The sequence below is a fragment of the Rothia mucilaginosa genome, from assembly GCF_901875305.1.
Taxonomy (GTDB): Bacteria; Actinomycetota; Actinomycetes; order Actinomycetales; family Micrococcaceae; genus Rothia.
Genome location: NZ_CABFLY010000001.1, coordinates 165,080 through 187,554 on the forward strand (window position 1 = coordinate 165,080; position 22,475 = coordinate 187,554).

Annotated in this window: 17 protein-coding genes; 10 read left to right on the plus strand and 7 right to left on the minus strand. The window is 59.5% G+C overall.

Annotation, left to right across the window (positions count from 1 at the left end):
- Positions 1-77: 77 nt before the first annotated feature.
- From JX292_RS00750 to JX292_RS00765, 4 genes are all read left to right on the plus strand, one after another.
- Complete coding sequence (locus JX292_RS00750) at positions 78-3,041, plus strand: UvrD-helicase domain-containing protein (protein ID WP_204860385.1); 2,964 nt, start codon at positions 78-80, stop codon at positions 3,039-3,041.
- 350 nt (positions 3,042-3,391) lie between these two features.
- Complete coding sequence (sucC, locus tag JX292_RS00755) at positions 3,392-4,558, plus strand: ADP-forming succinate--CoA ligase subunit beta (RefSeq protein WP_204860387.1); 1,167 nt, start codon at positions 3,392-3,394, stop codon at positions 4,556-4,558.
- A gap of 29 nt (positions 4,559-4,587) precedes the next feature.
- Positions 4,588-5,505, plus strand: a complete 918-nt coding sequence (gene sucD, locus JX292_RS00760) for a succinate--CoA ligase subunit alpha (protein ID WP_204860389.1) — start codon at positions 4,588-4,590, stop codon at positions 5,503-5,505.
- Between the two features lie 278 nt (positions 5,506-5,783).
- The gene (locus JX292_RS00765) at positions 5,784-6,707 is read left to right on the plus strand and encodes an amino acid oxidase (protein WP_204860390.1); all 924 of its coding nucleotides are present in this window, start codon (positions 5,784-5,786) and stop codon (positions 6,705-6,707) included.
- Between the two features lie 229 nt (positions 6,708-6,936).
- On the opposite strand, the gene JX292_RS00770 is transcribed toward JX292_RS00765, so the two are convergent.
- The 7 genes from JX292_RS00770 to JX292_RS00800 all read right to left on the minus strand — a co-directional run bounded on the left by JX292_RS00770 (position 6,937) and on the right by JX292_RS00800 (position 13,528).
- The gene (locus JX292_RS00770; protein WP_204860391.1) at positions 6,937-8,091 is read right to left on the minus strand and encodes a VIT1/CCC1 transporter family protein; all 1,155 of its coding nucleotides are present in this window, start codon (positions 8,089-8,091) and stop codon (positions 6,937-6,939) included.
- 405 nt (positions 8,092-8,496) lie between these two features.
- A complete protein-coding gene (locus JX292_RS00775) occupies positions 8,497-9,000 on the minus strand; it encodes a Dps family protein (protein ID WP_070824507.1) in 504 nt (167 codons plus the stop codon).
- A gap of 189 nt (positions 9,001-9,189) precedes the next feature.
- The gene (locus tag JX292_RS00780) at positions 9,190-9,852 is read right to left on the minus strand and encodes an HAD family hydrolase (protein WP_204860392.1); all 663 of its coding nucleotides are present in this window, start codon (positions 9,850-9,852) and stop codon (positions 9,190-9,192) included.
- An 18-nt stretch (positions 9,853-9,870) separates the two neighbouring features.
- Positions 9,871-10,542: an NAD(P)-dependent oxidoreductase gene (locus JX292_RS00785; protein ID WP_204860393.1), complete on the minus strand. Its 672-nt coding sequence runs from the start codon at positions 10,540-10,542 to the stop codon at positions 9,871-9,873.
- A gap of 255 nt (positions 10,543-10,797) precedes the next feature.
- Positions 10,798-12,126, minus strand: coding sequence for an MFS transporter (locus JX292_RS00790; protein WP_204860396.1), 1,329 nt, complete (start codon positions 12,124-12,126; stop codon positions 10,798-10,800).
- Between the two features lie 78 nt (positions 12,127-12,204).
- A complete protein-coding gene (locus JX292_RS00795) occupies positions 12,205-12,657 on the minus strand; it encodes a MerR family transcriptional regulator (RefSeq protein ID WP_204860398.1) in 453 nt (150 codons plus the stop codon).
- Positions 12,658-12,664: 7 nt separating this feature from the next.
- Positions 12,665-13,528 carry an aldo/keto reductase gene (locus tag JX292_RS00800; protein WP_204860400.1) on the minus strand — a complete coding sequence of 288 codons (864 nt, stop codon included), beginning with the start codon at positions 13,526-13,528 and terminating at the stop codon, positions 12,665-12,667.
- Positions 13,529-13,800: 272 nt separating this feature from the next.
- On the opposite strand from JX292_RS00800, the gene clpB reads away from it, so the two are divergent.
- The 6 genes from clpB (at position 13,801) to JX292_RS00830 (ending at position 22,345) form a co-directional block, all read left to right on the plus strand.
- Entirely contained in the window at positions 13,801-16,410 is a 2,610-nt protein-coding gene (gene clpB / locus JX292_RS00805; RefSeq protein ID WP_204860403.1) for an ATP-dependent chaperone ClpB, read from the plus strand.
- Between the two features lie 168 nt (positions 16,411-16,578).
- Positions 16,579-17,547, plus strand: a complete 969-nt coding sequence (locus JX292_RS00810; protein ID WP_204860406.1) for a Sir2 family NAD-dependent protein deacetylase — start codon at positions 16,579-16,581, stop codon at positions 17,545-17,547.
- 112 nt (positions 17,548-17,659) lie between these two features.
- Positions 17,660-18,907 carry an excalibur calcium-binding domain-containing protein gene (locus tag JX292_RS00815; RefSeq protein WP_204860408.1) on the plus strand — a complete coding sequence of 416 codons (1,248 nt, stop codon included), beginning with the start codon at positions 17,660-17,662 and terminating at the stop codon, positions 18,905-18,907.
- Between the two features lie 338 nt (positions 18,908-19,245).
- On the plus strand, positions 19,246-20,286 hold the full coding sequence (locus JX292_RS00820) for an excalibur calcium-binding domain-containing protein (RefSeq protein ID WP_204860410.1): 1,041 nt from the start codon (positions 19,246-19,248) through the stop codon (positions 20,284-20,286).
- A gap of 321 nt (positions 20,287-20,607) precedes the next feature.
- The gene (locus tag JX292_RS00825; protein WP_204860411.1) at positions 20,608-21,306 is read left to right on the plus strand and encodes a DUF4956 domain-containing protein; all 699 of its coding nucleotides are present in this window, start codon (positions 20,608-20,610) and stop codon (positions 21,304-21,306) included.
- Between the two features lie 118 nt (positions 21,307-21,424).
- Positions 21,425-22,345, plus strand: coding sequence for a polyphosphate polymerase domain-containing protein (locus tag JX292_RS00830; protein WP_204860412.1), 921 nt, complete (start codon positions 21,425-21,427; stop codon positions 22,343-22,345).
- The last annotated feature ends 130 nt before the right edge of the window (positions 22,346-22,475 follow it).

A 22,475-nucleotide genomic window follows, 5' to 3' on the forward strand; every position in this document is an offset into this window, starting at 1 on the left:
ACCGAACGGGTGGGAGCGGCGGAACAAATGCGGTAGCATGGAATATCGAACGTGTATTCTAGGCAGCGAGGTAGACGATGAGTGATAAGCCCGAACAGCAGAAGCAACCCTTCACCGAGCAGGAAGGCCTCTTCGCCGCCGAACTCGTCACCCCCGCAGAACCCGCACCGGCTGACCTTGCACTGGCTGACGAGCCGCCCTTCGACCCCTACTACGACGTACCCCCTGCCGAGGACGACTACTACGCCCCTCCCACGGACGCCGCAGTGATGGACGCCCCGATGATGGAGGCGCCCGCACAGGACGTACCCGCCGCCCTGTCTACCGCCCTGCCCACCGGCATGCCCGCCTACGGTACCCCTGCCACCAGCGCGCCCGTTCCTGAACCCGGCGCACCCGTAGCCTTCACCGCCGCAGACCCGCTCGGCGACTTCATGCCGCCCGCCTACCGCGTCGGCGGTTACGGCGAGGACTTCGACCCCTCCGACCCCTACGGCGAACGCACCCACAGCCTCAACGCCGTGGACCCCGCATCCCTCACTGCCGGGCTCAACGACCGCCAGGAAGAAGCGGTACTGCACTCCGGCTCGCCCCTGCTCATCGTCGCGGGTGCGGGATCCGGTAAGACCCGCGTGCTGACCCACCGCATCGCCTACCTGCTCGCCACGCACCGTGCGACCCCCGGCCAGATTCTCGCCATCACCTTCACAAATAAGGCAGCTGCCGAGATGCGCGAACGTATCGAGGCGCTGGTCGGCCCGCGCGCCAAGCACATGTGGATCTCGACCTTCCACAGCTTCTGCGTGCGCGTGTTGCGCCGTGAGGCCGCCGCGCTGGGCCTGAAGTCCACCTTCACGATATATGACTCCACCGACTCGCAGCGCCTGCTGAGCCTGATTATTAAAGAGCTCAACCTGGACCCTAAGAAGTTCACCGCCAAGGCCGTGGGTAACCGCATTTCCGGGCTGAAGAACGAGCTGGTTAGTGCCGAGGCGTTCGCCTCCCGCGTGGCAAGCGATAACCCGTACGAGAAGACCGTCGCGCAGATTTACACCGTCTACACACAGCGTCTGCGCGCCGCCAACTCCCTCGACTTTGACGACCTGATTGGCCGCACCGTCTTCCTGCTGAAGAAGTTCCCCGAAATCGCAAACTACTACCGCCGCAAGTTCCGCCACATCCTCGTGGACGAATACCAGGACACCAACCACGCCCAGTACCAGCTGGTGCGTGAACTGGTCGGCGCCCACGCGAAGGCACCGGCGGACCGCGGCCCCTACCCGGACGCCGTACCCCCTGCTGAGCTGACCGTGGTGGGTGACTCCGACCAGTCCATTTATGCCTTCCGTGGCGCGGATATCCGCAATATTACGGACTTCGAGAAGGACTACCCGAACGCCCACACAATCCTGCTGGAGCAGAACTACCGCTCCACGCAGAACATCCTTTCGGCGGCGAACGCGGTCATTGAACGCAACCCTGACCGTCGCCCCAAGAAGCTGTGGACCGCCTCTGGCGCGGGCGCGAAGATTATCGGTTACGTTGCCGAATCTGAGCACGCCGAGGCACGCTACATCACCCGCGAAATTGACCGCCTGGCGGACGAGTACGGCGTGCAGCCCGGTGACGTTGCGATTTTCTACCGTACCAACGCGCAGTCCCGAACCCTCGAGGACATGCTCATGCGTGCCGGCTTGCCGTACCGCGTGGTCGGTGGCACTCGCTTCTACGAGCGCAAGGAAATCAAGGATGCGCTCGCCTACTTGCGCGCCCTGAGCAACCCCGATGACGATGTGAACGTGCGCCGCATTCTGAACGAGCCCAAGCGTGGTATCGGTGCCAAGTCCGAGTCTGTGGTGGCTGATTACGCAACGGCCCACAGCATCTCGTTCTTTGCCGCCGCCCGCCAGGCTGCCGACATTCCGGGTCTGGGTGCCGCTGCGGTGAAGAAGTACGGCGAGTTCGTGCGCCTCATGGACGATTTGGCGCAGATTGCCCGCACCGAACCGGCCGCAACCTGCCTGGAGGCGGTCCTGGAGCAGACCGGCTACCTGGCGGCTCTACGCGCCTCCAAGGACATTCAGGACGAGTCACGCGTGGAGAACCTCTCCGAGTTGCTCGACGCCATGGTCGAGTTCGAGACTGAGAACCCCGGCGCTGACCTCGAGCAGTTTTTGGAGCACGTGGCCCTGGTGGCCGATGCCGATTCAATCCCGAACCGCCCCGCCAGCGCGGAGGGTGAGAACGCCTCCGCAGCGCAGATTGCCGCCGAGGCGGCTGAGGCGAAGGCGCAGGGTATGGTCACCCTCATGACTCTGCACACCGCCAAGGGTCTGGAGTTCCCCGTGGTGTTCCTGACCGGTATGGAGCACGGCCTGTTCCCGCACCAGCGCGCTCTGACCGACGAGAAGGAGATGAGCGAGGAGCGCCGCCTGGCGTACGTGGGTCTGACCCGCGCCATGGAGCGCCTGTACCTGACCCGCTCGGAGACCCGCACGATGTGGGGTAAGAGCCAGTTCAATCCGCCCTCGCCCTTCCTGGAGGAGATTCCGGAGGAGCTGATCGAGTGGAAGCGCACCGCGGGCTTCTCGGGCTTCGGCGCTTCCGGTATGGGTGCGTATGGCGCTCGCGGCGGCAGCTCTTATGGCGGCGGTTCGTACGGTCGTTCCTACGGCGGCGGCTACTCGGGCGGTTCGCGCTCCGGATACAGCTCCGGTAGCTCGCGTGGCTCCTATTCTGACCCTTACGAGTCTCGCTCCTCGCGCCGTTCTGAGCCGTCCACCGCGGATATCAACGGTTCGGCGAGCTACGGGCTGGCGGCGGCTACCGCCTCCTCAAAGGTGTCGAACCGTTCCCGCGTGCATCAGAGCAAGGAAATTCCGACCCTGGCGGTTGGCGATACGGTGCGCCACACCAAGTTTGGCGAGGGCCGTGTGCTGGCCGTTGAGGGCAGCGGTGATAAGACTGTGGCGAAGGTCCGCTTCGGCTCCGAGGAGAAGCGCCTGCTGTTGCGTTACGCGCCGCTGGAGAAGGTTTCCTAGGGTTGCGGATGTATACGTGCAGGGGCGGGTGCCTGAGAGCACCCGTCCCTCCAAAGCGCGCGTTCCACCTGTGTTGTTCTGCGTGTTTCCCGGCATGCGATACGTGGTTATTTCCACCCCGCAGTATTTGTGACCTAAGTCGCTAAAATCCCATATTTTGGGCTCCGTGAGTGCGAGCTCACGCCGAATCCGATAGAGTAGAAATAAGAGAAATTCCCCGCGTCAATGGTGCGCGTGCGCTGGGTGCGAGAGACCCCTATCGCACCGTAGCGGGTACACTGGGGAACCTCCTCTAATGACCAGGCCGTGTGCACTAGTACTCGGCACCACTTCGAAGAAGAAGGACACCTGTGGACCTTTTCGAATACCAGGCGCGCGAGCTCTTCGCTAAGCACGGCGTTCCCGTGCTCAAGGGCATTGTTGCGACCACCCCTGAAGAAGCAAAGGCAGCAGCTGAGGAAATCGGCGGCCTGACCGTCATCAAGGCTCAGGTTAAGACCGGCGGCCGCGGTAAGGCTGGCGGCGTGAAGCTCGCCAAGTCCCCCGAAGAGGCTTACGAGCACGCTAAGGCAATTCTTGGCATGGACATTAAGGGCCACACCGTCCACCGCGTGCTGGTTGCTGACGGCGCAGATATCGCCGAGGAGTACTACTTCTCCCTGCTGCTGGACCGCGCAAACCGCTCCTACCTGGCAATGTGCTCGGTTGAAGGCGGTATGGAGATTGAGCAGCTGGCAGCTGAGCGTCCCGAGGCACTGGCTAAGGTTGAGGTTGACCCGCTGGTCGGTCTGGACCAGGCAAAGGCTAAGGAAATCGCAAAGGCGGCAGGTTTCTCTGCAGAACTGCAGGAGAAGGTTGTTCCTGTCCTCGTCAAGCTGGGCGAGGTCTTCAGCAAGGAAGACGCAACCCTGGTTGAGGTTAACCCCCTCGTGCTGACCCCCGAGGGCACCATCCTGGCCCTGGACGGCAAGGTCTCCCTGGACGACAACGCAGAATTCCGCCAGCCCGAGCACGAGGCTCTCGTGGACAAGTCCGCAGAGAACCCGCTGGAAGCTAAGGCAAAGCAGTTCGACCTGAACTACGTGAAGCTGGACGGCGAGGTTGGCATCGTTGGTAACGGTGCTGGTCTGGTGATGTCTACCCTGGACGTCGTTGCTTACGCTGGTGAGAACCACGGCAACGTCAAGCCCGCTAACTTCCTTGATATTGGTGGCGGCGCATCCGCAGAGGTTATGGCTGCTGGCCTGGAAATCATTCTGGGCGACGAGCAGGTCAAGAGCGTTTTCGTGAACGTCTTCGGCGGCATCACCGCATGTGACGCAGTGGCAGACGGCATTGTGAAGGCTCTGGAGATCCTGGGCGACGCAGCAACCAAGCCCCTGGTTGTGCGCCTGGACGGCAACAACGTTGCTGAGGGCCGCCGCATCCTCTCCGAGGCGAACCACCCGCTGGTTGTTCTGGCTGAGACCATGGACTCCGGCGCTGACAAGGCAGCAGAGCTCGCTCACAAGGCGTAATCGCCAGCAAAGGATTTCAAGGAAGTAATATGTCTATCTTTGTGAACAAGGACTCCAAGGTCATCGTTCAGGGTATCACCGGTGGCGAGGGTACCAAGCACACCGCACGCATGCTCGCAGCTGGCACCAACATTGTGGGTGGCGTGAACGCCCGCAAGGCCGGCACCACCGTCACCCACAAGGCAAAGGACGGCTCCGATGTTGAGCTGACCGTGTTCGGTACCGTGGCCGAGGCCATGGAGAAGACCGGCGCAAACGTCTCCATCGTGTTCGTTCCCCCGGCCTTCACCAAGGCGGCAGTTCTCGAGGCTATCGAGGCTAAGATCGGCCTCGTCGTCGTTATCACCGAGGGTGTTCCGGTTCAGGATTCCGCAGAGTTCTGGGCAGCTGCTAAGGCATCCGTGGACGAGAACGGCAAGCAGATTACCCGTATCATCGGCCCCAACTGCCCCGGCATCATCTCCCCCGAGGAGTGCCTGGTCGGTATTATCCCGGCGAACATCACCGGCAAGGGCAAGATCGGCCTGGTTTCCAAGTCCGGTACCCTGACCTACCAGCTGATGTACGAGCTGGCTGACATTGGTTTCACCACCGCTATCGGTATCGGTGGCGACCCCATTATCGGCACCACCCACATCGACGCTCTGGAAGCCTTCGAGGCTGACCCCGAGACCGAGGCAATCGTCATGATTGGTGAGATTGGTGGTGACGCTGAGGAGCGTGCCGCTGAGTACATCAAGGCAAACGTGACCAAGCCTGTCGTCGGTTACATTGCAGGCTTCACCGCTCCCGAGGGTAAGACCATGGGCCACGCAGGCGCTATTGTCTCCGGTTCCTCCGGTACCGCTCAGGCGAAGAAGGAAGCTCTGGAAGCAGTAGGTGTGAAGGTCGGTAAGACCCCCTCCGAGGCTGCAAACCTGATGCGCGAAATCTTCGCAGCGAAGTAAACAACATAGTATTGCGGCAGATGCCGGTAGTCGTCGAGACTATCGGCATCTGTGCTTTAATCGAAAACAGACGTGGATTCCTGCTCGCATGAGCCGCCTATCTGGCATCTGTGTTTGGGATATATATCGTGCATTAGAAAGAAATTTTATGCACAATATATAAAAATATGCATTAATGAGTGTTTAATTCTTATATACTTGAGGGCATTGAAGCTAATCAGAAGTGTATTTGATTAGTCTTCAATAAAACTCATCGTATAAAAGGAGAATATTCACTCATGACACAGCCCATTTCTCGCCGTGCCGTAGCTAAGGCCGGCATCTGGTCTGCGCCTGTTGTCGCAGCTTCCGCAGCAGTGCCCGCCTACGCCGCATCCAAGGAAGTTACCATCCAGCACGGCTTGTTCGTTAGCGCTCAGTACGGTGGTGGCTTTATTGGTTATACTTCGTCCACCAGCACCGGCCCCGTCCACCCGACCAGCCCTGATGCCTACTTCGCATCTAACTATGAATCTGACCTGAACTGGGACGACAACGCATCCAAGCCCACCAACCCTGATTTGTACGTTAACGGTGAAGGCAAATTTACCCCGGTCAATAACTCCCAGACTGCTTCTCCTGGTTCCTATGTGGCTGCCAGCGGTTTCTGGTGGTCGGTGCCGACCACTAAGGAAGCAAGCGGTAGTGCATACATCGCTAACTCCACTGCAACCTTGTCTAAAGGGGCAACCTTCGTGACCGAGGTTGAGTTCACTGTGCCTGCTGGGGCGGTAAACTCTGCTAAGACCGGCAAGATTAACGGTAAGGTATGGGGTCCGAACAACCGTTCCGCATTGACTGGTATCAACGTTGAGCTAATTGCATCGGCAGGCCAGTCAAAGTACCTGTCCATTGCACAGACCGCAGGTAACTGGTCTGCAGGGGTGCCCACTGTCACCAAGAACTCCGATGGTACCTACACCTTCAAGGGCCGTATCACCTTTACCACCACTAAGGCGTATACCCTGAAGCAATCTGGTAGCAAGTACTATGGACAGGTTGTTATTATGCCCGCACAGGTTAGCTTTTCTCCGGCGCTGGGATGGATCTCCTACAAGCAGACCTCCAGCATCCAGAACGCTACTATTAGCTACACTGGTAACGGATACAGCGACACCCTTGTGCTGTCTGGCGAAGCAACCACCTCCCAGATTAATCCCTAATCTGATTTTTCTTGGGGCCTCAGCTTAATGCCCTGTGAGGTTGAACCCTCGCAGCTGCCTGTATCGTGCTGAGCGGTGAAGGTGTAGTAGAGAGTGATGAACCCCCGGTGAGTGAGTTCAACTCATTTGCCGGGGGTTTCCGTCTGCTCAGAATGAAGCGCCCACGGGGGAGTGCAGGGCATACTTGAGCGGCTATATACACTTGTCGAAAGCTTATAAGGGAGTCAGATTAGCCAGCCGTCGTACCAAATGCCAGACCCAGTAGGTAGGTCACGAACGCCGCACCGTAGCCAATTAGAATCTGGCGAATACCGCGCTTGAGCGGGGACGCACCCGAGAGCAGGCCCACCACGCCGCCGGTGAAGCCCAGCGCCGCACCCACAAACAGCAGAGAAAGCACCATCGCACCCAGACCCGACATACCGAAGATATAGGGCAGAATCGGAATCAGTGCGCCCGAGGCAAAGAACGCAAAGGACGCCGCGGCGGCACCAATATCGGTGCCCAGAGCCACGTTCTCTTCATGCTCATCATCGTCACGGTGCGACAGTGACGGATCACAATCGCAATCCAGATAGCCGAAACGCTCCATCGCGCGGTGATGCGCAGCCTCCGGATCCATGCCACGGGCACGGTAGATAAGCTCCAGCTCGTTCGCATCCAGGTCCAGGTCGCCCGCCACGCGCAAGGTCACCTGGGTCGGTAGGGAGGCGTCCAGCAGCTCACGCTGAGAACGCACCGAGACGAACTCGCCCGCCGCCATTGACAGCGCACCCGCCAGCAGGCCGGCAACACCCGAGAGCAGAACCATCGAGCTGGATGTGCCCGAGGCGGTAATACCCATAGTTAGCGCGAGGTTCGAGACCAAACCGTCATTGGCGCCAAAGACCGCCGCACGGAAATTACCCGAGAGTTTCTCGCGGCCGCTAGTCGCCAGTGCGCGAATAATTTCCTCGTGAATTGCCTCGTCAGCGGCCATCTCCTCGGTAGCGTCCGGATCCTCAGCGTAAGGGGAGCGGGACTCCGCACGCTGCGCCATCGCCAGAATAAACACCGAACCGAAGTTCTTCGCCAAGAACTGCAGGAGTAGGGACTGCATGGACGGGCGCACGTGAACATCCGCGTGTTCACCGAGCATGTCACGCCAATGCTGCTGGTGGCGCTTCTCAGCCTCGGCAACCTGCAACAAGATTTCGCGGTCGGTGCCCTCAGCACGGCGCGCCAGGTAACGGTAGATGCGCGCCTCCGACTCTTCATCGGCCAGGTAGCGGCGCCATCGCTTAATCTGGGCGGGGGAGGGGTCGTTGACCGCCCGATGGCGTGCCGGCTCGTTCTGGAGCATCTCGGCTTCAGTGCCGTGCTCATAGGGTGCGTGCGTACTCATAAATCCCTTCCGCATGATGCGGTGCGTGCGGGGTATCTGGCCCCGCATACGTTGATAATGCGTTCAAATCTGTGTTGACCAGTGAACCACTGTAAAGCACTTGGAATCGGAAATCTAGGACGGCTCCACCGGGTGTTGAACTTCGCCGTAACGTACTTTTAGGTGCCCCTGCATCAAGGAATCTGCCCAAGTCGAGGCGCCGGAGCAGCACCTTGAGAGACTTCGAGGGAGAGGGGGCAGTGGCACGGGTACGCAAACGGGCGGGTGTCCCCACATGGTGCGTGGGGACGCCCGCCCGAAGGTAAGCACCTACACCCCGGATAGCGGGCCGGGGCGCCCAATCAGCCGGTAGCGGCCGGGATAAATCTGGCGATGACCGGCCGATTGGCTTGAATTGGTTCGGATTTACTCGGAAATCTCGCCTGCGCTGTTCTCAAGGAATGCGCGGATGAACCACTGGAACTTCTCCAGCTCGGCGATCTGGCCAATCAGCAGGTCCTCGGTGATGGGGTCGGTCTCGCCAGCGAAGGCCCGTGCCTTGCGGTGAGCCTCAATCACGCGGGTGTACACGTCGTTCAGGGCATGCAGGTGGTCGGCAACGCGTGCACGATTAACGGGGTAGTCCTCAACGGTGCGCTGTGCGACCAGGGCACCAGCCAGGCCGTTGGGGGTTGCACCCAGGGTGGCCATACGCTCTGCGATGGCATCGACGAACTCGCGAACGGTGTCGACCTGGGGGTCAATCATTTCGTGAACTGCGATGAAGCCGGGGCCGGTCACGTTCCAGTGAGCGTGCTTCAGAATCAGGTGCAGGTCGTTCAGGTCGTGCAGGCGAGCCTGGAGGACGTTGGAGAGTTCCTTACCGGTCTCGAGGGTCAGGCCGGGAGCGGTGTACTTTGCGAATGCCATAGTGTTCTCCTTTGGGGTGTTGCGTTGTGCTGTTGCGGTTCGTTTCGGCCCGTGGTGGGTTGCTTTGGTGGTCACTGCTGCCCGGGTCGAATCGTCACTATCGAGTTAATCACTTGGTGGACCCAATGTCAATCACTATTATGAGTAATTCGTAATAAATCGTCATGGGGTGGGTCGGTTGCAAACTGTCTAACGGTCCGCCAGGGCGCGAACCGCATCCAGATTCAGCTCCTCGTGGTTCATGCGCACGGTACCCAGCTCCGCCGGGACCTCCAGCTCACCCGGCACCACAATCACGCGCATACCCGCCGCGGTTGCACTGCGCACACCCGAGGGGGAGTCCTCAATCGCCACGCACTGAGTCGGATCAACACCCAGACGCTCCGCGGCCAGCAGATAGGGCTGCGGGTTGGGCTTGGGGTGGGTGGTCTCGTCGTTGCCAATAATCACCGAGAAGGTACCCTCGGGGGCGGCGTCGGCAGTGCGGCGTGCAATGGAAGTGGTTGCATTTGTAACGATGGCTGCGGGGATGTGCGCGTCGCGGACCTCGCGCAGGAAAGGTTCGATGCCGTGCAGAAATTCAACCTCGCAATGCGAGAGGGCCTCACGTACCTTGCCCACGAGCAAATCGTTAATCTGCTCGTCGGGCAGGTTTACGCCGCGCTCACGCAGGCGGTCCAGGGTGAACTGCATGGATAGGCCCAGGCAGTCGAGAGTGTCTTGTTCGGTCCAGGTGCCGCCGAAGTCTGCGGCGAGTTCCTGTTTGGCAGCTGCCCAGACGGGTTCGGTGTCGACCAGGGTTCCGTCGTGGTCGAAGAGGATGGCGGCGGGAAAGGTGTTTGTAGTCGTCATGCTTTTAAGCCTACCGGTTTATTTCTGAGGTGCTCGTAGGGCGACATTGTCGGTTGTGACCAAAAAATCTGTGCCCGCGTTCCGGGGGTCTTCTGCAATGGTGAGCAGGGCGTCGGCAACGTCCTCGCGGGCAATGGTTGGGATGCCCGCAGTTCGCTCGACACTCGCCATACCAAACAACTTCACCCCGCCCTTGCCGGGCTTGTCGGTCAGCCTGCCCGGATGCGCACGTGAAATATACGACTGATATTCGGCGACCAAGGCGTCCGCCTTAATCTTGTCGGTGAAAATGCCGCGCATGATGACCTTGCAGACCAGGCGCATGGGCAGGGACGCGGTCCGCACCGTATCGCCCACGCCGTAGGCGCTCATCAGAACGCAGTGCTTCATGCCTGCGCCTGTGACCGCTTCCATAATGAGCGGCAGGCGTTCCTGCATGAAGGTGGTATGCAGAAACTCCCGTACCGTGGCTTTCTGGCCCAGGGTGCCCACCATGACATCCTGCCCGGAAGAAGCTGCGGCGAGTCGCTCGGCATCATCTAGAGTGCCGGGAATAATCGTGAGGTTCGGGTGGGTTCCCAGTAGCGTTCGCGCCTTATGGGGGTTGCGCACATAGGCGGTGACGTCTAGTGCTTTGCGGGTGAAATGGCGACCGGTGCGGCCGGTTGCGCCTAGAACCAGTATTTTCATGTGGGTCCCCATTCTGAGTTGCGCTTGTGGGAGCCTGTAGGCATCCAATGCGGTCAGTATAACAATGCAGTTTTGACTGGGGCTTTTGTTCGGGAGGCAGGGGCTTGCGGTGCGTGGCGAAGATGTAGCAATCGACCCGAATGCGGCCGAACCTGAAGTAACCCCCGAAACAAGCCAAACTGTTAACCAGTGGGTGAATACCTTGAGTGTTCAACCTAGGTGAATGCGGCGTCACATCTTACGAAGCAAGCCATATTAGTTCTCGAGCTTGCGTGTTGCGGCGAGCATGACGAGCAGTGCTACGACCATGAGGATGGCCGAAACAGTCAATGGCGTCGAATAGTGCGGACTAAACGCGAGAAGACTGGTAAGTCCGGCAACTCCCGTAGTAGCACCCATTTGGTGGCCGGTGTTGACGATGCCGGAAGCAGCTCCCGCCTCGCTGGGGCTGCTTTGCCAGATTCCCACCGAGGTGATTGGGCCAAAGGACGCACCCTGCCCAAGTCCAGCGAGGACCATGCCAAGTAGGAGAATTGGGAGGGAGCCGTGCATGCCCCAGGCGATCAAGCCGAGCCCCGCGGCAGTGCTCGCAAGTCCAGTTAGGAGCAGGCGCCGGAGCCCGAAACGAGTGACAAGGGAACTGACCATAATCCCGGTGGCACCATGCGGGACGCAATTGACGAGCATGAGCAAACCGGCGGTCAGGGCAGAGTATCCCAGGGTGAGCTCAAAGTATTGGGCGGTCATGAAGAGCATGCCGAAAAGGGACGCGGCAAACAGGAGTCGGGCAATTAGTGTCAGGCCACGAACCCGGTGACGCCACAGGTGCTCGGGAAGAATTGGCACAGAAGCTTTACGCTCCCATGCGACTGCCATGACAAGAACGATTGCCCCAATTATTCCTGGCAGAACACTGCGTTCCACTAGGGCTAGGGTGATCAGAAACATGGAACCGGTCAGCAGGACCGCACCCAGCACGTCGAACCGGCCCGGCCGTGGAGGTAAAGCAGGTAAAAACCGCACGGCAAGCACGAGTACTACCACCGCGATGGGGACATTAATCCAGAACCCGAACCGCCAAGATAAGAAAGTAGTGATCAACCCGCCGATCAGCATGCCGCCAGAGGATCCCAGACCGGCCATTGTGCCGTAGGCAGCTGTGGCTCGGGTCCGTTTGACCGTGTCATGAAAGACGGCCGTAATGAGCGTCAGGGACGTGGGCGCAACTACAGCAGCGCCAAGGCCCTGCAGGGCACGTGCAGCGATTAGGATATGAGCGGTTGAGGCCATTCCCACGATCAGGGAAGCCACCGCGAAGACGATCAGACCGCCCAAGAAAACACGGGTACGGCCCCACACTTCACCCAATTGTGCGCCCAGTAAGAGTGCCCCGCCAAAGGCCAGAGTGTAAGCATCTTGCACCCAGGACATTTCGGCAGCACTAAGACCAAGATCTGCCTTCATCACCGGTATGGAAGTAAAGACTATGGAAGAATCCAGTAGGATCATGAAATACGTTAATAGAATCAGAATGAGGACCGGCTTTTCCTGGGGCGTGAACCGGACACTGTCGTTTATTGACAAAAGAACGTTCTTCCTTTGAGTAGAATGTGGGGTCGTTTTTGGGCGCACGAAATCCAGGTAGGCTGGGAATCGTCCTGCCTACCTGCGGTTAGTGTTCTGAAGAAGGCTAATCCAGGCAATCTTAGATGACACTGGGGCCGACAGATTCGATTGGTATTCAATCTCGCCGGAACGCACTCCGGCATAGAACTCCATCTTCGAATCAATAAACTCCAGCTTCTCCTTAAGTAGTGCGATTTTGTCCTCAACAACCTGGCGTTGCGCAATCAGCATGACTTCGCGCTCCGGGATGCTCTCTTCTCCCTGGAGACAAAGTTCCATGTAATGGCGCATTTGCTCGATACCCATGCCGCATTCGCGCAGGCAGTGCAGGCCCTTGAGCCAGGCGATGTCGTGGTCGTCAAAGACACGGTAGTTGTTCTCATCTCGCACTACTCGGGGGACTAAACCGATTTTGCAGTAGTAGCGCACGGTTTCAACCGCGATACCACTGGCCTCAGCTGCTTCCTTCGTTGAATACAACCTGTTCATGAGTGCCTTAGCTGTTGTTACGTCGCTGAGCAATCAGATTGGTGAAGAAATCTACCGTGCCGGTTGCATCGTGATCAAAGAACAATGACGCCCCGGCGTCCAAACTTGCGATAGTGGCCATATCCGCCTCAGTCAGAGCGAAATCATCAATCGCGAAGTTCTGCTGCATCCGCTCCGGGTGTACTGACTTGGACAGTGCTACAATCCCACGCTGATACAGCCAGCGCAACACCACTTGCGCCACTGACTTACCGTACTGCTGGCCAATACCAGCCAACACTGGATTGTCGAACAAGCCTGAGCGGCCTTCACCAAAGGGCGCCCACGCTTCAACGGTAACTCCGAGCTTTTGCAGCTCAGCAATCCGCTCCACCTGCTGATGGAAGGGGTTAATCTCAATCTGGTTAACCACCGGATAGACGGCGTTGAACGAACCCAGATCGTGCAGGCGAGCTGGAGTGAAGTTAGCGACCCCGATGGAGTGAATCAGCCCATCCGCCTGGGCTTGCTCCAGTGCCCGCCAGGAACCGTAAACATCATTGAACGGCTGATGCAACAGCATCAAATCCACATATTCAAGCCCCAGCTTCTCCAGAGAAGCCTTCACGCTGGCATAGGTGGCATCCTCACCGTAGTTGTCCAACCAGACCTTCGTGGTGAGGAACAGTTCGCTGCGGTTGATCCCGCTGTGACGGATACCCTCACCTACGGCCTCCTCGTTGAAGTAAGCCTGTGCGGTATCGATATGGCGGTAGCCGACTTCAATAGCCTGAGCCACCGCGTCAGCAGTCTGCTCGGCTGGAATCTGGAAAACTCCGAAACCCTGAGTGGGGATGGAACGACCGTCAGACATGGTCAACGCGTCAAGCATGACACTCTCCTTCTTCAGTCAATGAATGGAACATAATCATCTAACAACTTGGGAGCGACTCCCAAGCAAATCCAGCGAGAGTCTGCTCCGCATAACAATGCAGTTTTGACTGGGGCTTTTGTTTGGGGGTCAGGGGGGTGTGAGGTGGGGTGAAAAATACGAAAATTTTTTTGCAGGGGGCTTGCGAAACATAGTTGAGTTGAGTAGACTCAAGTTATGTAATGCGAGGGGACATAGGATAGGCCCCAGAAGGCACAACACGAAAGGACATTATGGACATCAAGTTCACGACTAAGAGTCAAGACGTTATCTCCGCCGCTAATACCAATGCACAAACGGCCGGTAACCCCACTATTGAGACTTCCCACATCCTCAAGGCCCTGATGGACCAGCGCGAAGGCATCGCAGTCTCCGTGCTTAAGGCAGCAGGCCTGAATGTAGACGCCATCTCCGAGGCGGCTTCTGCAGAAATCAAGAAGCTGCCCAAGGCATCCGGCGCCTCCGTGCAGAACGCCTCCTTCAGCCGTTCCGCACTCTCCGCCCTGCAGGCCGCACAGACCCGCGCACAGGGCTTCGGAGACACCTACGTCTCCACCGAAATGATTCTGCTCGGTATCGCCAGCGGAACCGATAGCACCGCGACCGCCATGCACAACCTTGGCGCTACCGCAGACCTCATTGCACAGACCATCCCCAACGTCCGAGGAGACCGCACCGTGGACAACCCCGACCCCGAAGGCACCTTCCAAGCCCTCGAAAAGTACGGCACCGACCTGACCGCCATCGCCCGTGCCGGTAAGCTCGACCCCGTCATCGGTCGTGACTCCGAAATCCGCCGCGTCGTGCAGGTCCTCTCCCGCCGTACCAAGAACAACCCCGTGCTGATTGGTGAGCCCGGCGTCGGTAAGACCGCCGTGGTCGAGGGCCTGGCACAGCGTATGGTTTCCGGCGATGTGCCCGAATCCCTGCGTGGCAAGAGGCTCATCAGCCTGGACCTGGGCTCCATGGTCGCCGGTGCTAAGTACCGTGGTGAGTTTGAGGAGCGCCTGAAGGCAGTCCTCGAAGAAATCAAGAAGTCCGAAGGCCAGATTGTGACCTTCATCGACGAGATTCACACCGTCGTCGGTGCTGGTGCATCCGAAGGTTCCATGGACGCTGGCAACATGCTCAAGCCCATGCTGGCTCGAGGCGAGTTGCGCCTCATCGGTGCCACCACCCTGGACGAGTACCGCGAGAACATCGAGAAGGACCCCGCCCTGGAGCGCCGCTTCCAGCAGGTGTACGTGGGCGAGCCCAGCGTCGAGGACACCATCGGTATTCTGCGTGGTCTGAAGGAACGCTACGAGGCACACCACAAGGTACAGATTGCTGACTCTGCACTGGTTGCCGCAGCAACCCTGTCTAACCGTTACATCCCCTCCCGTCAGCTGCCGGACAAGGCAATTGACCTGATTGATGAGGCAGCATCCCGCCTGCGCATGGAAATTGACTCCGCTCCGGAAGAGATTGACGAACTGCGCCGTGCCGTGGACCGCCTCACCATGGAGGAGCTGGCCCTGGCTGACGAGACCGACCCCGCCTCGGTTGAGCGTCTGGAAGCCCTGCGCCAGGACATGGCCGACAAGAAGGAAGAGCTCGATGCCCTCAACGCCCGTTGGGAGGCTGAGAAGGCCAGCCTGAACCGCGTGGGTGACATCAAGACCCAGATTGACGAGCTGCGTTCCCGCGCAGAGGTTGCACAGCGCGAGGGTAACCTCGCCGAGGCATCCCGCCTGCTGTACGGCGAGATTCCTGCAAAGCAGGCCGAACTGGAGGAAGCACAGCGCGCCGAGGACCGCGCTAAGCACGAGTCCATGGTCTCTGAAGAGGTCACCGCAGACGATATCGCCGAGGTGATTTCCTCCTGGACCGGCATTCCCGCAGGCCGCATGATGCAGGGTGAGTCCGAGAAGCTACTCGAAATGGAGAAGCGCATCGGTGCCCGCCTGATTGGTCAGGAAGCCGCCGTGGTGGCTGTCTCTGACGCTGTGCGTCGTGCCCGCGCCGGTATTTCCGACCCGAACCGCCCGATTGGTTCCTTCCTGTTCCTGGGCCCGACCGGTGTTGGTAAGACCGAGCTGGCTAAGGCACTGGCTGAGTTCCAGTTTGATGACGAGCGTGCCCTGGTGCGTATCGACATGAGCGAGTACTCCGAGAAGCACACCGTTTCCCGCCTGGTCGGTGCCCCTCCCGGCTACGTCGGCCACGAAGAGGGCGGTCAGCTGACCGAGGCTGTACGCCGTCGCCCCTACTCGGTGGTCCTGCTCGACGAGGTCGAGAAGGCGCACCCCGAGGTCTTCGACATCCTGCTGCAGGTGCTCGATGACGGCCGCCTGACCGACGGCCAGGGCCGCACCGTGGACTTCCGTAACGTCATCCTGATTCTGACCTCGAACCTCGGTTCGCAGTACCTGGTCAACCAGGACCTGCCCTTCGGCGAGCGTTCTGAGAAGGCTATGGAGGTTGTGCACCAGGCATTCCGCCCCGAGTTCCTGAACCGACTGGACGACATCATCATGTTCCAGCCCCTGTCGGCTGAGAACCTGGGACAGATTGTGGGTCTGCAGGTCAAGAGCATGGCTAAGCGTCTGGAAGGCCGCCGCCTGAGCCTGAACGTGACCGAGGCAGCCCTGGAGTGGCTGGGTAAGACCGGCTACGACCCGGCATTCGGTGCCCGCCCGCTGCGCCGCCTGGTTCAGCGCGAGATTGGCGACCGCCTGGCTCGCGGCATCCTCTCCGGCGCAATCCATGACGGTGACACCGTGACCGTGGATGTGAACCCGGACGTTGCTAGCGACGGCCTGGTTGTGACCTCCGAGCGTGAGCAGAAGGCTGAGAAGTAAGCTCAACCGGTTAGCCGGGTGAATTCGATTAGCTGGGTGGGCTTAGCCTGTGGCTGAGTTTGCACATTCGAAACCATCAGAAATAGGCTGTGGGGTACCCTCGAAAAGGGTGCCCCACAGCCGTTTAACGCACTAGAACAGCACTAGAGCGCAGAGCATAGGAGAAAAATGGACCGCTGGACTGACCACCAGAACTTTGTCGCCGCCGGTGAACAGCGTGAAGAAATCGCCTCCGTGCACAGGGCTGCGATTCGCTCTATTCAGCGCGTTGTGGCGGATACCGCCGAACCTCACGATGAGGGGTACGCCGCCGAGGGCATTGCGCGCCTGCTCGGGGCGGGTAAGGTTCTTGTGCTGACCGGCGCCGGTGTAAGCACCGAATCCGGCATCCCCGACTACCGCGGCCCCGGCGGCTCTCTGCACGACCACCGCCCCATGACCTACCAGGAATTCCGCTACGATGACGCCGCCCGTCAGCGTTACTGGGCGCGCTCCTATGTGGGTTGGCGCCGCATGCGCCGCGCCCAGCCGAACCGCGCCCACTATGCGCTCGCCGAGCTGGAGCAGTTGGGTGCTATTAGCGGCGTGATTACGCAGAATGTGGATGGGTTGCATGCCCGCGCCGGAAGCCGCAATCTGCTGGCACTGCACGGCGACCTTTCGCGCATCGTCTGCCTGGACTGCGGTCAGGATGAGGGCCGCGAGAGCCTGGACGCGCGCCTGGATGCCGCGAACCCGGGTTACCTGGACCGCTTGGAAGGTCGGGATTTGCGCGTGAACCCCGATGGTGACGTGGAGCTGGATCAACGGTACATCCAAGACTTTCAGATGGTGCCCTGCCTCGCCTGCGGTTCGACCAAGCTCAAGCCGGACGTGGTGTACTTTGGCGAGTCCGTGCCCGCCGAACGTAAGGCCCGTAAGGATGCCATGCTCGCCGAGTGCTCGGCGCTGCTGGTGGTGGGCTCGTCGGTGGCGGTGATGAGTAGCTACAAGATTGTGCTGGAGGCTCTGCGTGCCGGTAAGCCGGTTGCCGTGATCAACGGCGGCCCGGGCCGTGCGGATGTGAAGGCCACCTACCTGTGGCGTACCGGGGTGGGGGAGGCTTTGGAGCTCATGATTGATGAGGTTGATGGCTAGGCTCTTGATGGCTTGTCTGTGGTGATTACCGGCCTACGGTTGTGTTGCATGTCATTGCAAATACGTGCTGGACTGGTGAAGATACCTTGGAAACCGGGGCTAAAATGGGGGAATGGACATTCGAAACACTATCACTCGCTTCGGTGCCACGGCCCTCATTGGTTGCGGTTTGGTTGTTACTGCCATTCCCGCCACTTTTGCGCAGAACGGTGAGGAAACCGTTACTCACGAATATCAGGACCGTGCCGCCTCCCACATTTCCGAGGTCTGGTATAAGGGCGAAACCCTTAAGATTTCCGGTGAGGGTTTCCTGACTCAGGACCGTGCCTCTGGCTCGACTATCGCGATTAAGCTGAACAAGGGCGCTGTCAAGATTGACGGCAAGGATTACCTTGAGGTTACTGCTAACGATAAGGGCGAATTTACCGTCTCGATTCCTTGGCAGAATGATTTGGAGGATCGCGTCTCCGTTGACGTGTACCTGCTCTCTGGTTCTTTGAAGGATAACGATACTTCCCGTGGCGGTAAGGCTGCGACTGTGAAGATTGAGGCTCGTTCCGTTGCCCCCGAGAGCCCCAGTGCCTCGGCGAGCGCTGAGCCTTCTGTATCCGCTTCTGCTAGCGCTACCGCTGAGCTGAAGAAGGACTCTGCCGAGGAGCCTAAGGCCGACGCTTCGGCTAGCCCCTCGGCTTCGGCTACCGCAGCTGACGAGACTGTCGCTTCGGTGGACGCCCAGGTGAAGAACCGCGCCGATGAGAAGGCCTCCGCCTCGGCTTCGGTGAGCCCTTCGGCTACCGCATCGGCTTCGGCTTCTACCCTTGTTTCTTCTTCTGCTGCTTCCACTGAGGCGAAGAAGGAAAACGAGAAGAAGGTTGGTGACCAGAAGAACGGTTCCCAGCAGGCTCCCGTTGCGCAGGATCAGTTGGGCGGTTCTTCGAACGTTCAGGCTTCGGCAACCGAGCAGCCTTCGGCTGAGAGCACTCGCTTCGCGAACTGCACCGAGGTTGCCGCCGCCGGCTTGGCTCCTATTCCGTCGAGCCACCCGGACTTCCGTAAGAAGTTTGACGCTGATAATAACGGCCTCGGTTGCGAGGTTGTTGACAACGGTTCCTCTTCGGATGGAAGCTCCTCCTCGAACGGTGGCTCTTCTTCGCAGGATGGTCTTGACTCGGGCGCATCGGGTACCCAGGATCGTCTTGATTCTTCTTCGTCGAACGCCTCTCTTTCGAGCCGTGCGCAGCGTTCCTCGCTGGCTAACACCGGTGCTTCGAACGTGTTTACCGTGTCCGGTCTGGGCTTGGTAGCTCTGGGTCTGGGCGTGGCGGGTGTGACTGCTGTGCTGCGTCGTAAGAATTCTTAAGTTAGTGTTACCGCGTGATGCGGTATGCGAGGGTCCCCTCTGCCGGGCTGTTCAATCGTGGACATCCCGGTAGAGGGGATTTTTTGTGTGTGATGGGTCGGGTTGGTGCTTTAGCGGGGTGAAGGTGCGTGTAGGTTCGCTCGTTTGGGTGCTATTTCACATAAGTTTTTGCATGTGGGTGCTGAATTATGTGGCTAGAAGGGGGTAATATTGCTTGCCCTATAGTTCAACTCTGGCTTTAAAGAACCTTCAAGAAAACCCTATTTTGTAAGTTAGGTCATATTATTTTCATGGTTTAAGGGCCGGCATCCCAAGCTTTGCTCGTTAGAATGGGGGGCATGAGCATTCGAAACAACATCGCACGCATCGGCGCCACCGCCCTGATTAGCTGTGGCCTGGTTGCTACTACTGTCCCCGCTACCTTCGCTGACGAAGCTGCGCAGGAAATCTCTCACACTTACGCGGATTCCGCCCGCCTCATCACTCCCGACACCTGGGTTGAGGGTCAGGGTCTGATTATCGCGGGTGAGGGCTTCAAGACTGCTGACGGCACTTCCGGTTCCGTGCTGGCTCTGAAGCTGAACAAGGGTGCCGTGAAGATTGACGGCCAGGATTACATGGAGATTCACGCTGATGAGTCCGGCAACTTCACTGTCACCGTTCCTTGGCAGAGCGAGCTGAAGGGCCAGGTCTCTGTTGACCTCTACCTGCTGTCCGGCTCCATGAAGGATGGCGACGTTCCTCGCGGCGGTAAGGCTGCGACCGTGACCATTCAGGCTGTCAAGGACTCGTTGCCCGCTCCCGCACCGAGCGCTTCTACCGAGCCGACTCCCGCACCGAGCGCTTCTACCGAGCCCACCCCTGAGCCGAGCAAGTCTGCTGAGCCTACTCCTGCACCGTCGGAGGCTTCTCCCTCTGCTAGCGCCTCCGAGGAGCCTTCCGCTCCGGCCGTTGAGGACGCTAAGGAAACCAAGCCTGCCGAGGACCAGAAGTCTGACGAGGCTTCCGACTCCTCCGCAAAGGACGAGAAGGCCTACAAGTACCAGAACTGCGCTGACGTATGGGCAGACCGCGGTGGCCCCATTTACAAGGGTGACCCGGACTTCCGTGATAAGTTCGATGCCAACAACAACAATGTGGGTTGCGAAGAGCAGCCGAACTACGAGAACTCCACGTCTGACAACGACAACCTGGGCTCCAGCTCCTCCAACGACAACTTGGATTCCGGCTCCGGTTCCTCCAACGCATCCTCCAAGAGCTCCGCATCCCTGGCTAAGACCGGTGCATCCGGTGCGATGACCGCTGCTGGCCTGGGTCTGATTGCTCTGGGTGCCGGCGGTGCTGTCGTGGTGGCAACCCGCATGCGTAAGAAGGCATAAGTACATACTGAATTCTAGGGTTACTCCCTAGAAACCCGAGTGGGGCTCCCTCTGATGTAGAGGGGGCCCCATTTGTTGTATCCGGGCGCGGCTGACCGCCTCACTGCGCCCCGGTAATTGAAAAAACCTTAAAGGTAAAACGCTCTGACCAGTCATTTAATCGGTGTTCGCGAAGACATAAGTGAGAATTACAGAGAGCACAGGCGTGACACAGCTTCGGACGGGATTCTAGAAACCAAGCAGAAAACGTAGGTACCCAACCGGAGCTGAGAACGGACGGGCCGGAAGATCAGGAACCTACCCGACGACCTGGAGCATCCCATGACAATCCTGACCATGGCGATTGCAGACGCCCTCGCGATCGCAAGCCTATGCACCCTTTACCTGGTGCGTCACCGCAACCGCGAATTGATGATTTCTTACGCGGTCATCAACGCCGGTATCTTCACCGTTTCGGTCGCCCTGGTCTCGGCGGGCTCGAACGCCTCGGCCATGGGCATGGGCCTCTTCGGTGTCCTGTCGATTATTCGACTGCGCTCCACCGCGCTGAGCCAGCGGGAGGTTGGCTACTACTTCGTAGCCCTCTCAGTCGGCATGATCGCGGGTGTGAACATTAGCCCGGCGTACATCGCCTTCGGCCTCATGGCTACCCTGATCGCCCTGATCGCGGTCCTCGACTCGCGCGGCGCCCCGATCTCTACTGAAAAGACTCAGGACGTTACCGCCGACCGCGCGATTAGTGATGAAGAAGAGCTCAAGGCCTACCTGGGCGCTCGCCTGGGCTACACCATCACCGCGGTCAAGGTGACCGAGCTGGACCTGGTGAACGCCCTGACCCGCGCCACCATCACCTACCAGCCCAAGGACATTGCCGAAGGCAACGCCCCCGCAGCGGTATCCCAGATTTCTGCGACTCAGCCCGTGGCCGCGTCGCATCGAGCGGTGGCACCCACCGCCGAGGCGCACACCACCTTGGACACCCGGATGATGCCGCTACAGCGCACCCTGGTAGGTAAGTAAGAGCAGCCGGTATAAAAGCCTCCGATTCACTCCAACTGCACAAACATCTCCGATACCCACGACACGCCGCCCCCAGCGCACAGCACGCAGGGACGGCACCCCAGAAGGACGAAGACCCATGACGAACGCAGCCGCAAATATCATCCCCGCAGAGTGGAAGAGCATCAGCCTCGAAGCCATGAACGAGAAGGCAGCCATGCAGACCCGCGTGGACCGCAAGTACATCGTCGATGCAGAAACCGCCGCCAAGGTGCTCTCCGCGCTCGACGCAGATGCCTCCGTCATGGACATCAACGGCCAGCGCGACTTCGCCTACGACTCGGTCTACTTCGACACCCCGCAGATGCAGAGCTACCACTCGGCAGCCTACAGCCGCGACGATACCTTCAAGATTCGTACCCGCAGCTACCTGGACTCGGAGCTGACCTTCCTGGAGGTCAAGACCGACGGTGAGCAGGACATGACCGTCAAGAAGCGTACCCCGTACACCTTCGAGAACCGCGATACGCTCACCGCGGGAGGTCGAGAGTACATCACCGCGGCACTCGGCGACATCCTCGCGGGTCCCGTGCACAAGCTGGAGGCGGTCCTGACCACCGGCTACCGCCGTACCACGGTCTTCCTACCGCAGAGCGAGAAGAACCCGGCTGCCTCCCGCATGACGGTGGATACCAACCTGACCTGGACTCCTTTGTCCGAGAACATCCTCATGGCGGGCGTGAACTACCGCAACTTCCACGGCAACCTGGTTGGCACCGTCTACGGCCTGTCGAATGCGGTCATCATCGAAACCAAGTCCGGTGTGGAGCCCTCTGTGGCGGACCGGCACCTCTGGGATGCGGGTATTACCCCCTCGAAGATTTCCAAGTTTGCAACCGGTATGGCGGCGCTGAACCCGCAGCTGGCAAGCAACAAGTGGAAAGAAACCCTGGAGAACTGGATGCACCTGGAACCGGTCAACGGCACCCGCCTGAACGTGGGTGCACTGACCGAGGAAGACTACCGCAAGCTCCTGACCGAACACTACGCAGCCGCCTAAAACGGCAACCCGTCTAAAGGCAATCTGGGATGCGCGGGTGGGGCCACAAATCCTACTCGCGCAGACATAAAATCAGGCCCTGACCAGGTATAACCCTGTTCAGACGCAGGCACCAGCAGGATTCGCCAAG

What these genes read in the sequence shown, in the direction of transcription:
- JX292_RS00800 (WP_204860400.1), bottom strand. Translation starts at nt 13,528, where the DNA reads ATGCTTGACGCGTTGACCATGTCTGACGGTCGTTCCATCCCCACTCAG.
- JX292_RS00785 (WP_204860393.1), bottom strand. Translation starts at nt 10,542, where the DNA reads ATGAAAATACTGGTTCTAGGCGCAACCGGCCGCACCGGTCGCCATTTC.
- clpB (WP_204860403.1), top strand. Translation starts at nt 13,801, where the DNA reads ATGGACATCAAGTTCACGACTAAGAGTCAAGACGTTATCTCCGCCGCT.
- sucD (WP_204860389.1), top strand. Translation starts at nt 4,588, where the DNA reads ATGTCTATCTTTGTGAACAAGGACTCCAAGGTCATCGTTCAGGGTATC.
- JX292_RS00750 (WP_204860385.1), top strand. Translation starts at nt 78, where the DNA reads ATGAGTGATAAGCCCGAACAGCAGAAGCAACCCTTCACCGAGCAGGAA.
- JX292_RS00775 (WP_070824507.1), bottom strand. Translation starts at nt 9,000, where the DNA reads ATGGCATTCGCAAAGTACACCGCTCCCGGCCTGACCCTCGAGACCGGT.
- JX292_RS00795 (WP_204860398.1), bottom strand. Translation starts at nt 12,657, where the DNA reads ATGAACAGGTTGTATTCAACGAAGGAAGCAGCTGAGGCCAGTGGTATC.
- JX292_RS00765 (WP_204860390.1), top strand. Translation starts at nt 5,784, where the DNA reads ATGACACAGCCCATTTCTCGCCGTGCCGTAGCTAAGGCCGGCATCTGG.
- JX292_RS00820 (WP_204860410.1), top strand. Translation starts at nt 19,246, where the DNA reads ATGAGCATTCGAAACAACATCGCACGCATCGGCGCCACCGCCCTGATT.
- JX292_RS00815 (WP_204860408.1), top strand. Translation starts at nt 17,660, where the DNA reads ATGGACATTCGAAACACTATCACTCGCTTCGGTGCCACGGCCCTCATT.
- JX292_RS00825 (WP_204860411.1), top strand. Translation starts at nt 20,608, where the DNA reads ATGACAATCCTGACCATGGCGATTGCAGACGCCCTCGCGATCGCAAGC.
- JX292_RS00810 (WP_204860406.1), top strand. Translation starts at nt 16,579, where the DNA reads ATGGACCGCTGGACTGACCACCAGAACTTTGTCGCCGCCGGTGAACAG.
- JX292_RS00780 (WP_204860392.1), bottom strand. Translation starts at nt 9,852, where the DNA reads ATGACGACTACAAACACCTTTCCCGCCGCCATCCTCTTCGACCACGAC.
- JX292_RS00770 (WP_204860391.1), bottom strand. Translation starts at nt 8,091, where the DNA reads ATGAGTACGCACGCACCCTATGAGCACGGCACTGAAGCCGAGATGCTC.
- JX292_RS00830 (WP_204860412.1), top strand. Translation starts at nt 21,425, where the DNA reads ATGACGAACGCAGCCGCAAATATCATCCCCGCAGAGTGGAAGAGCATC.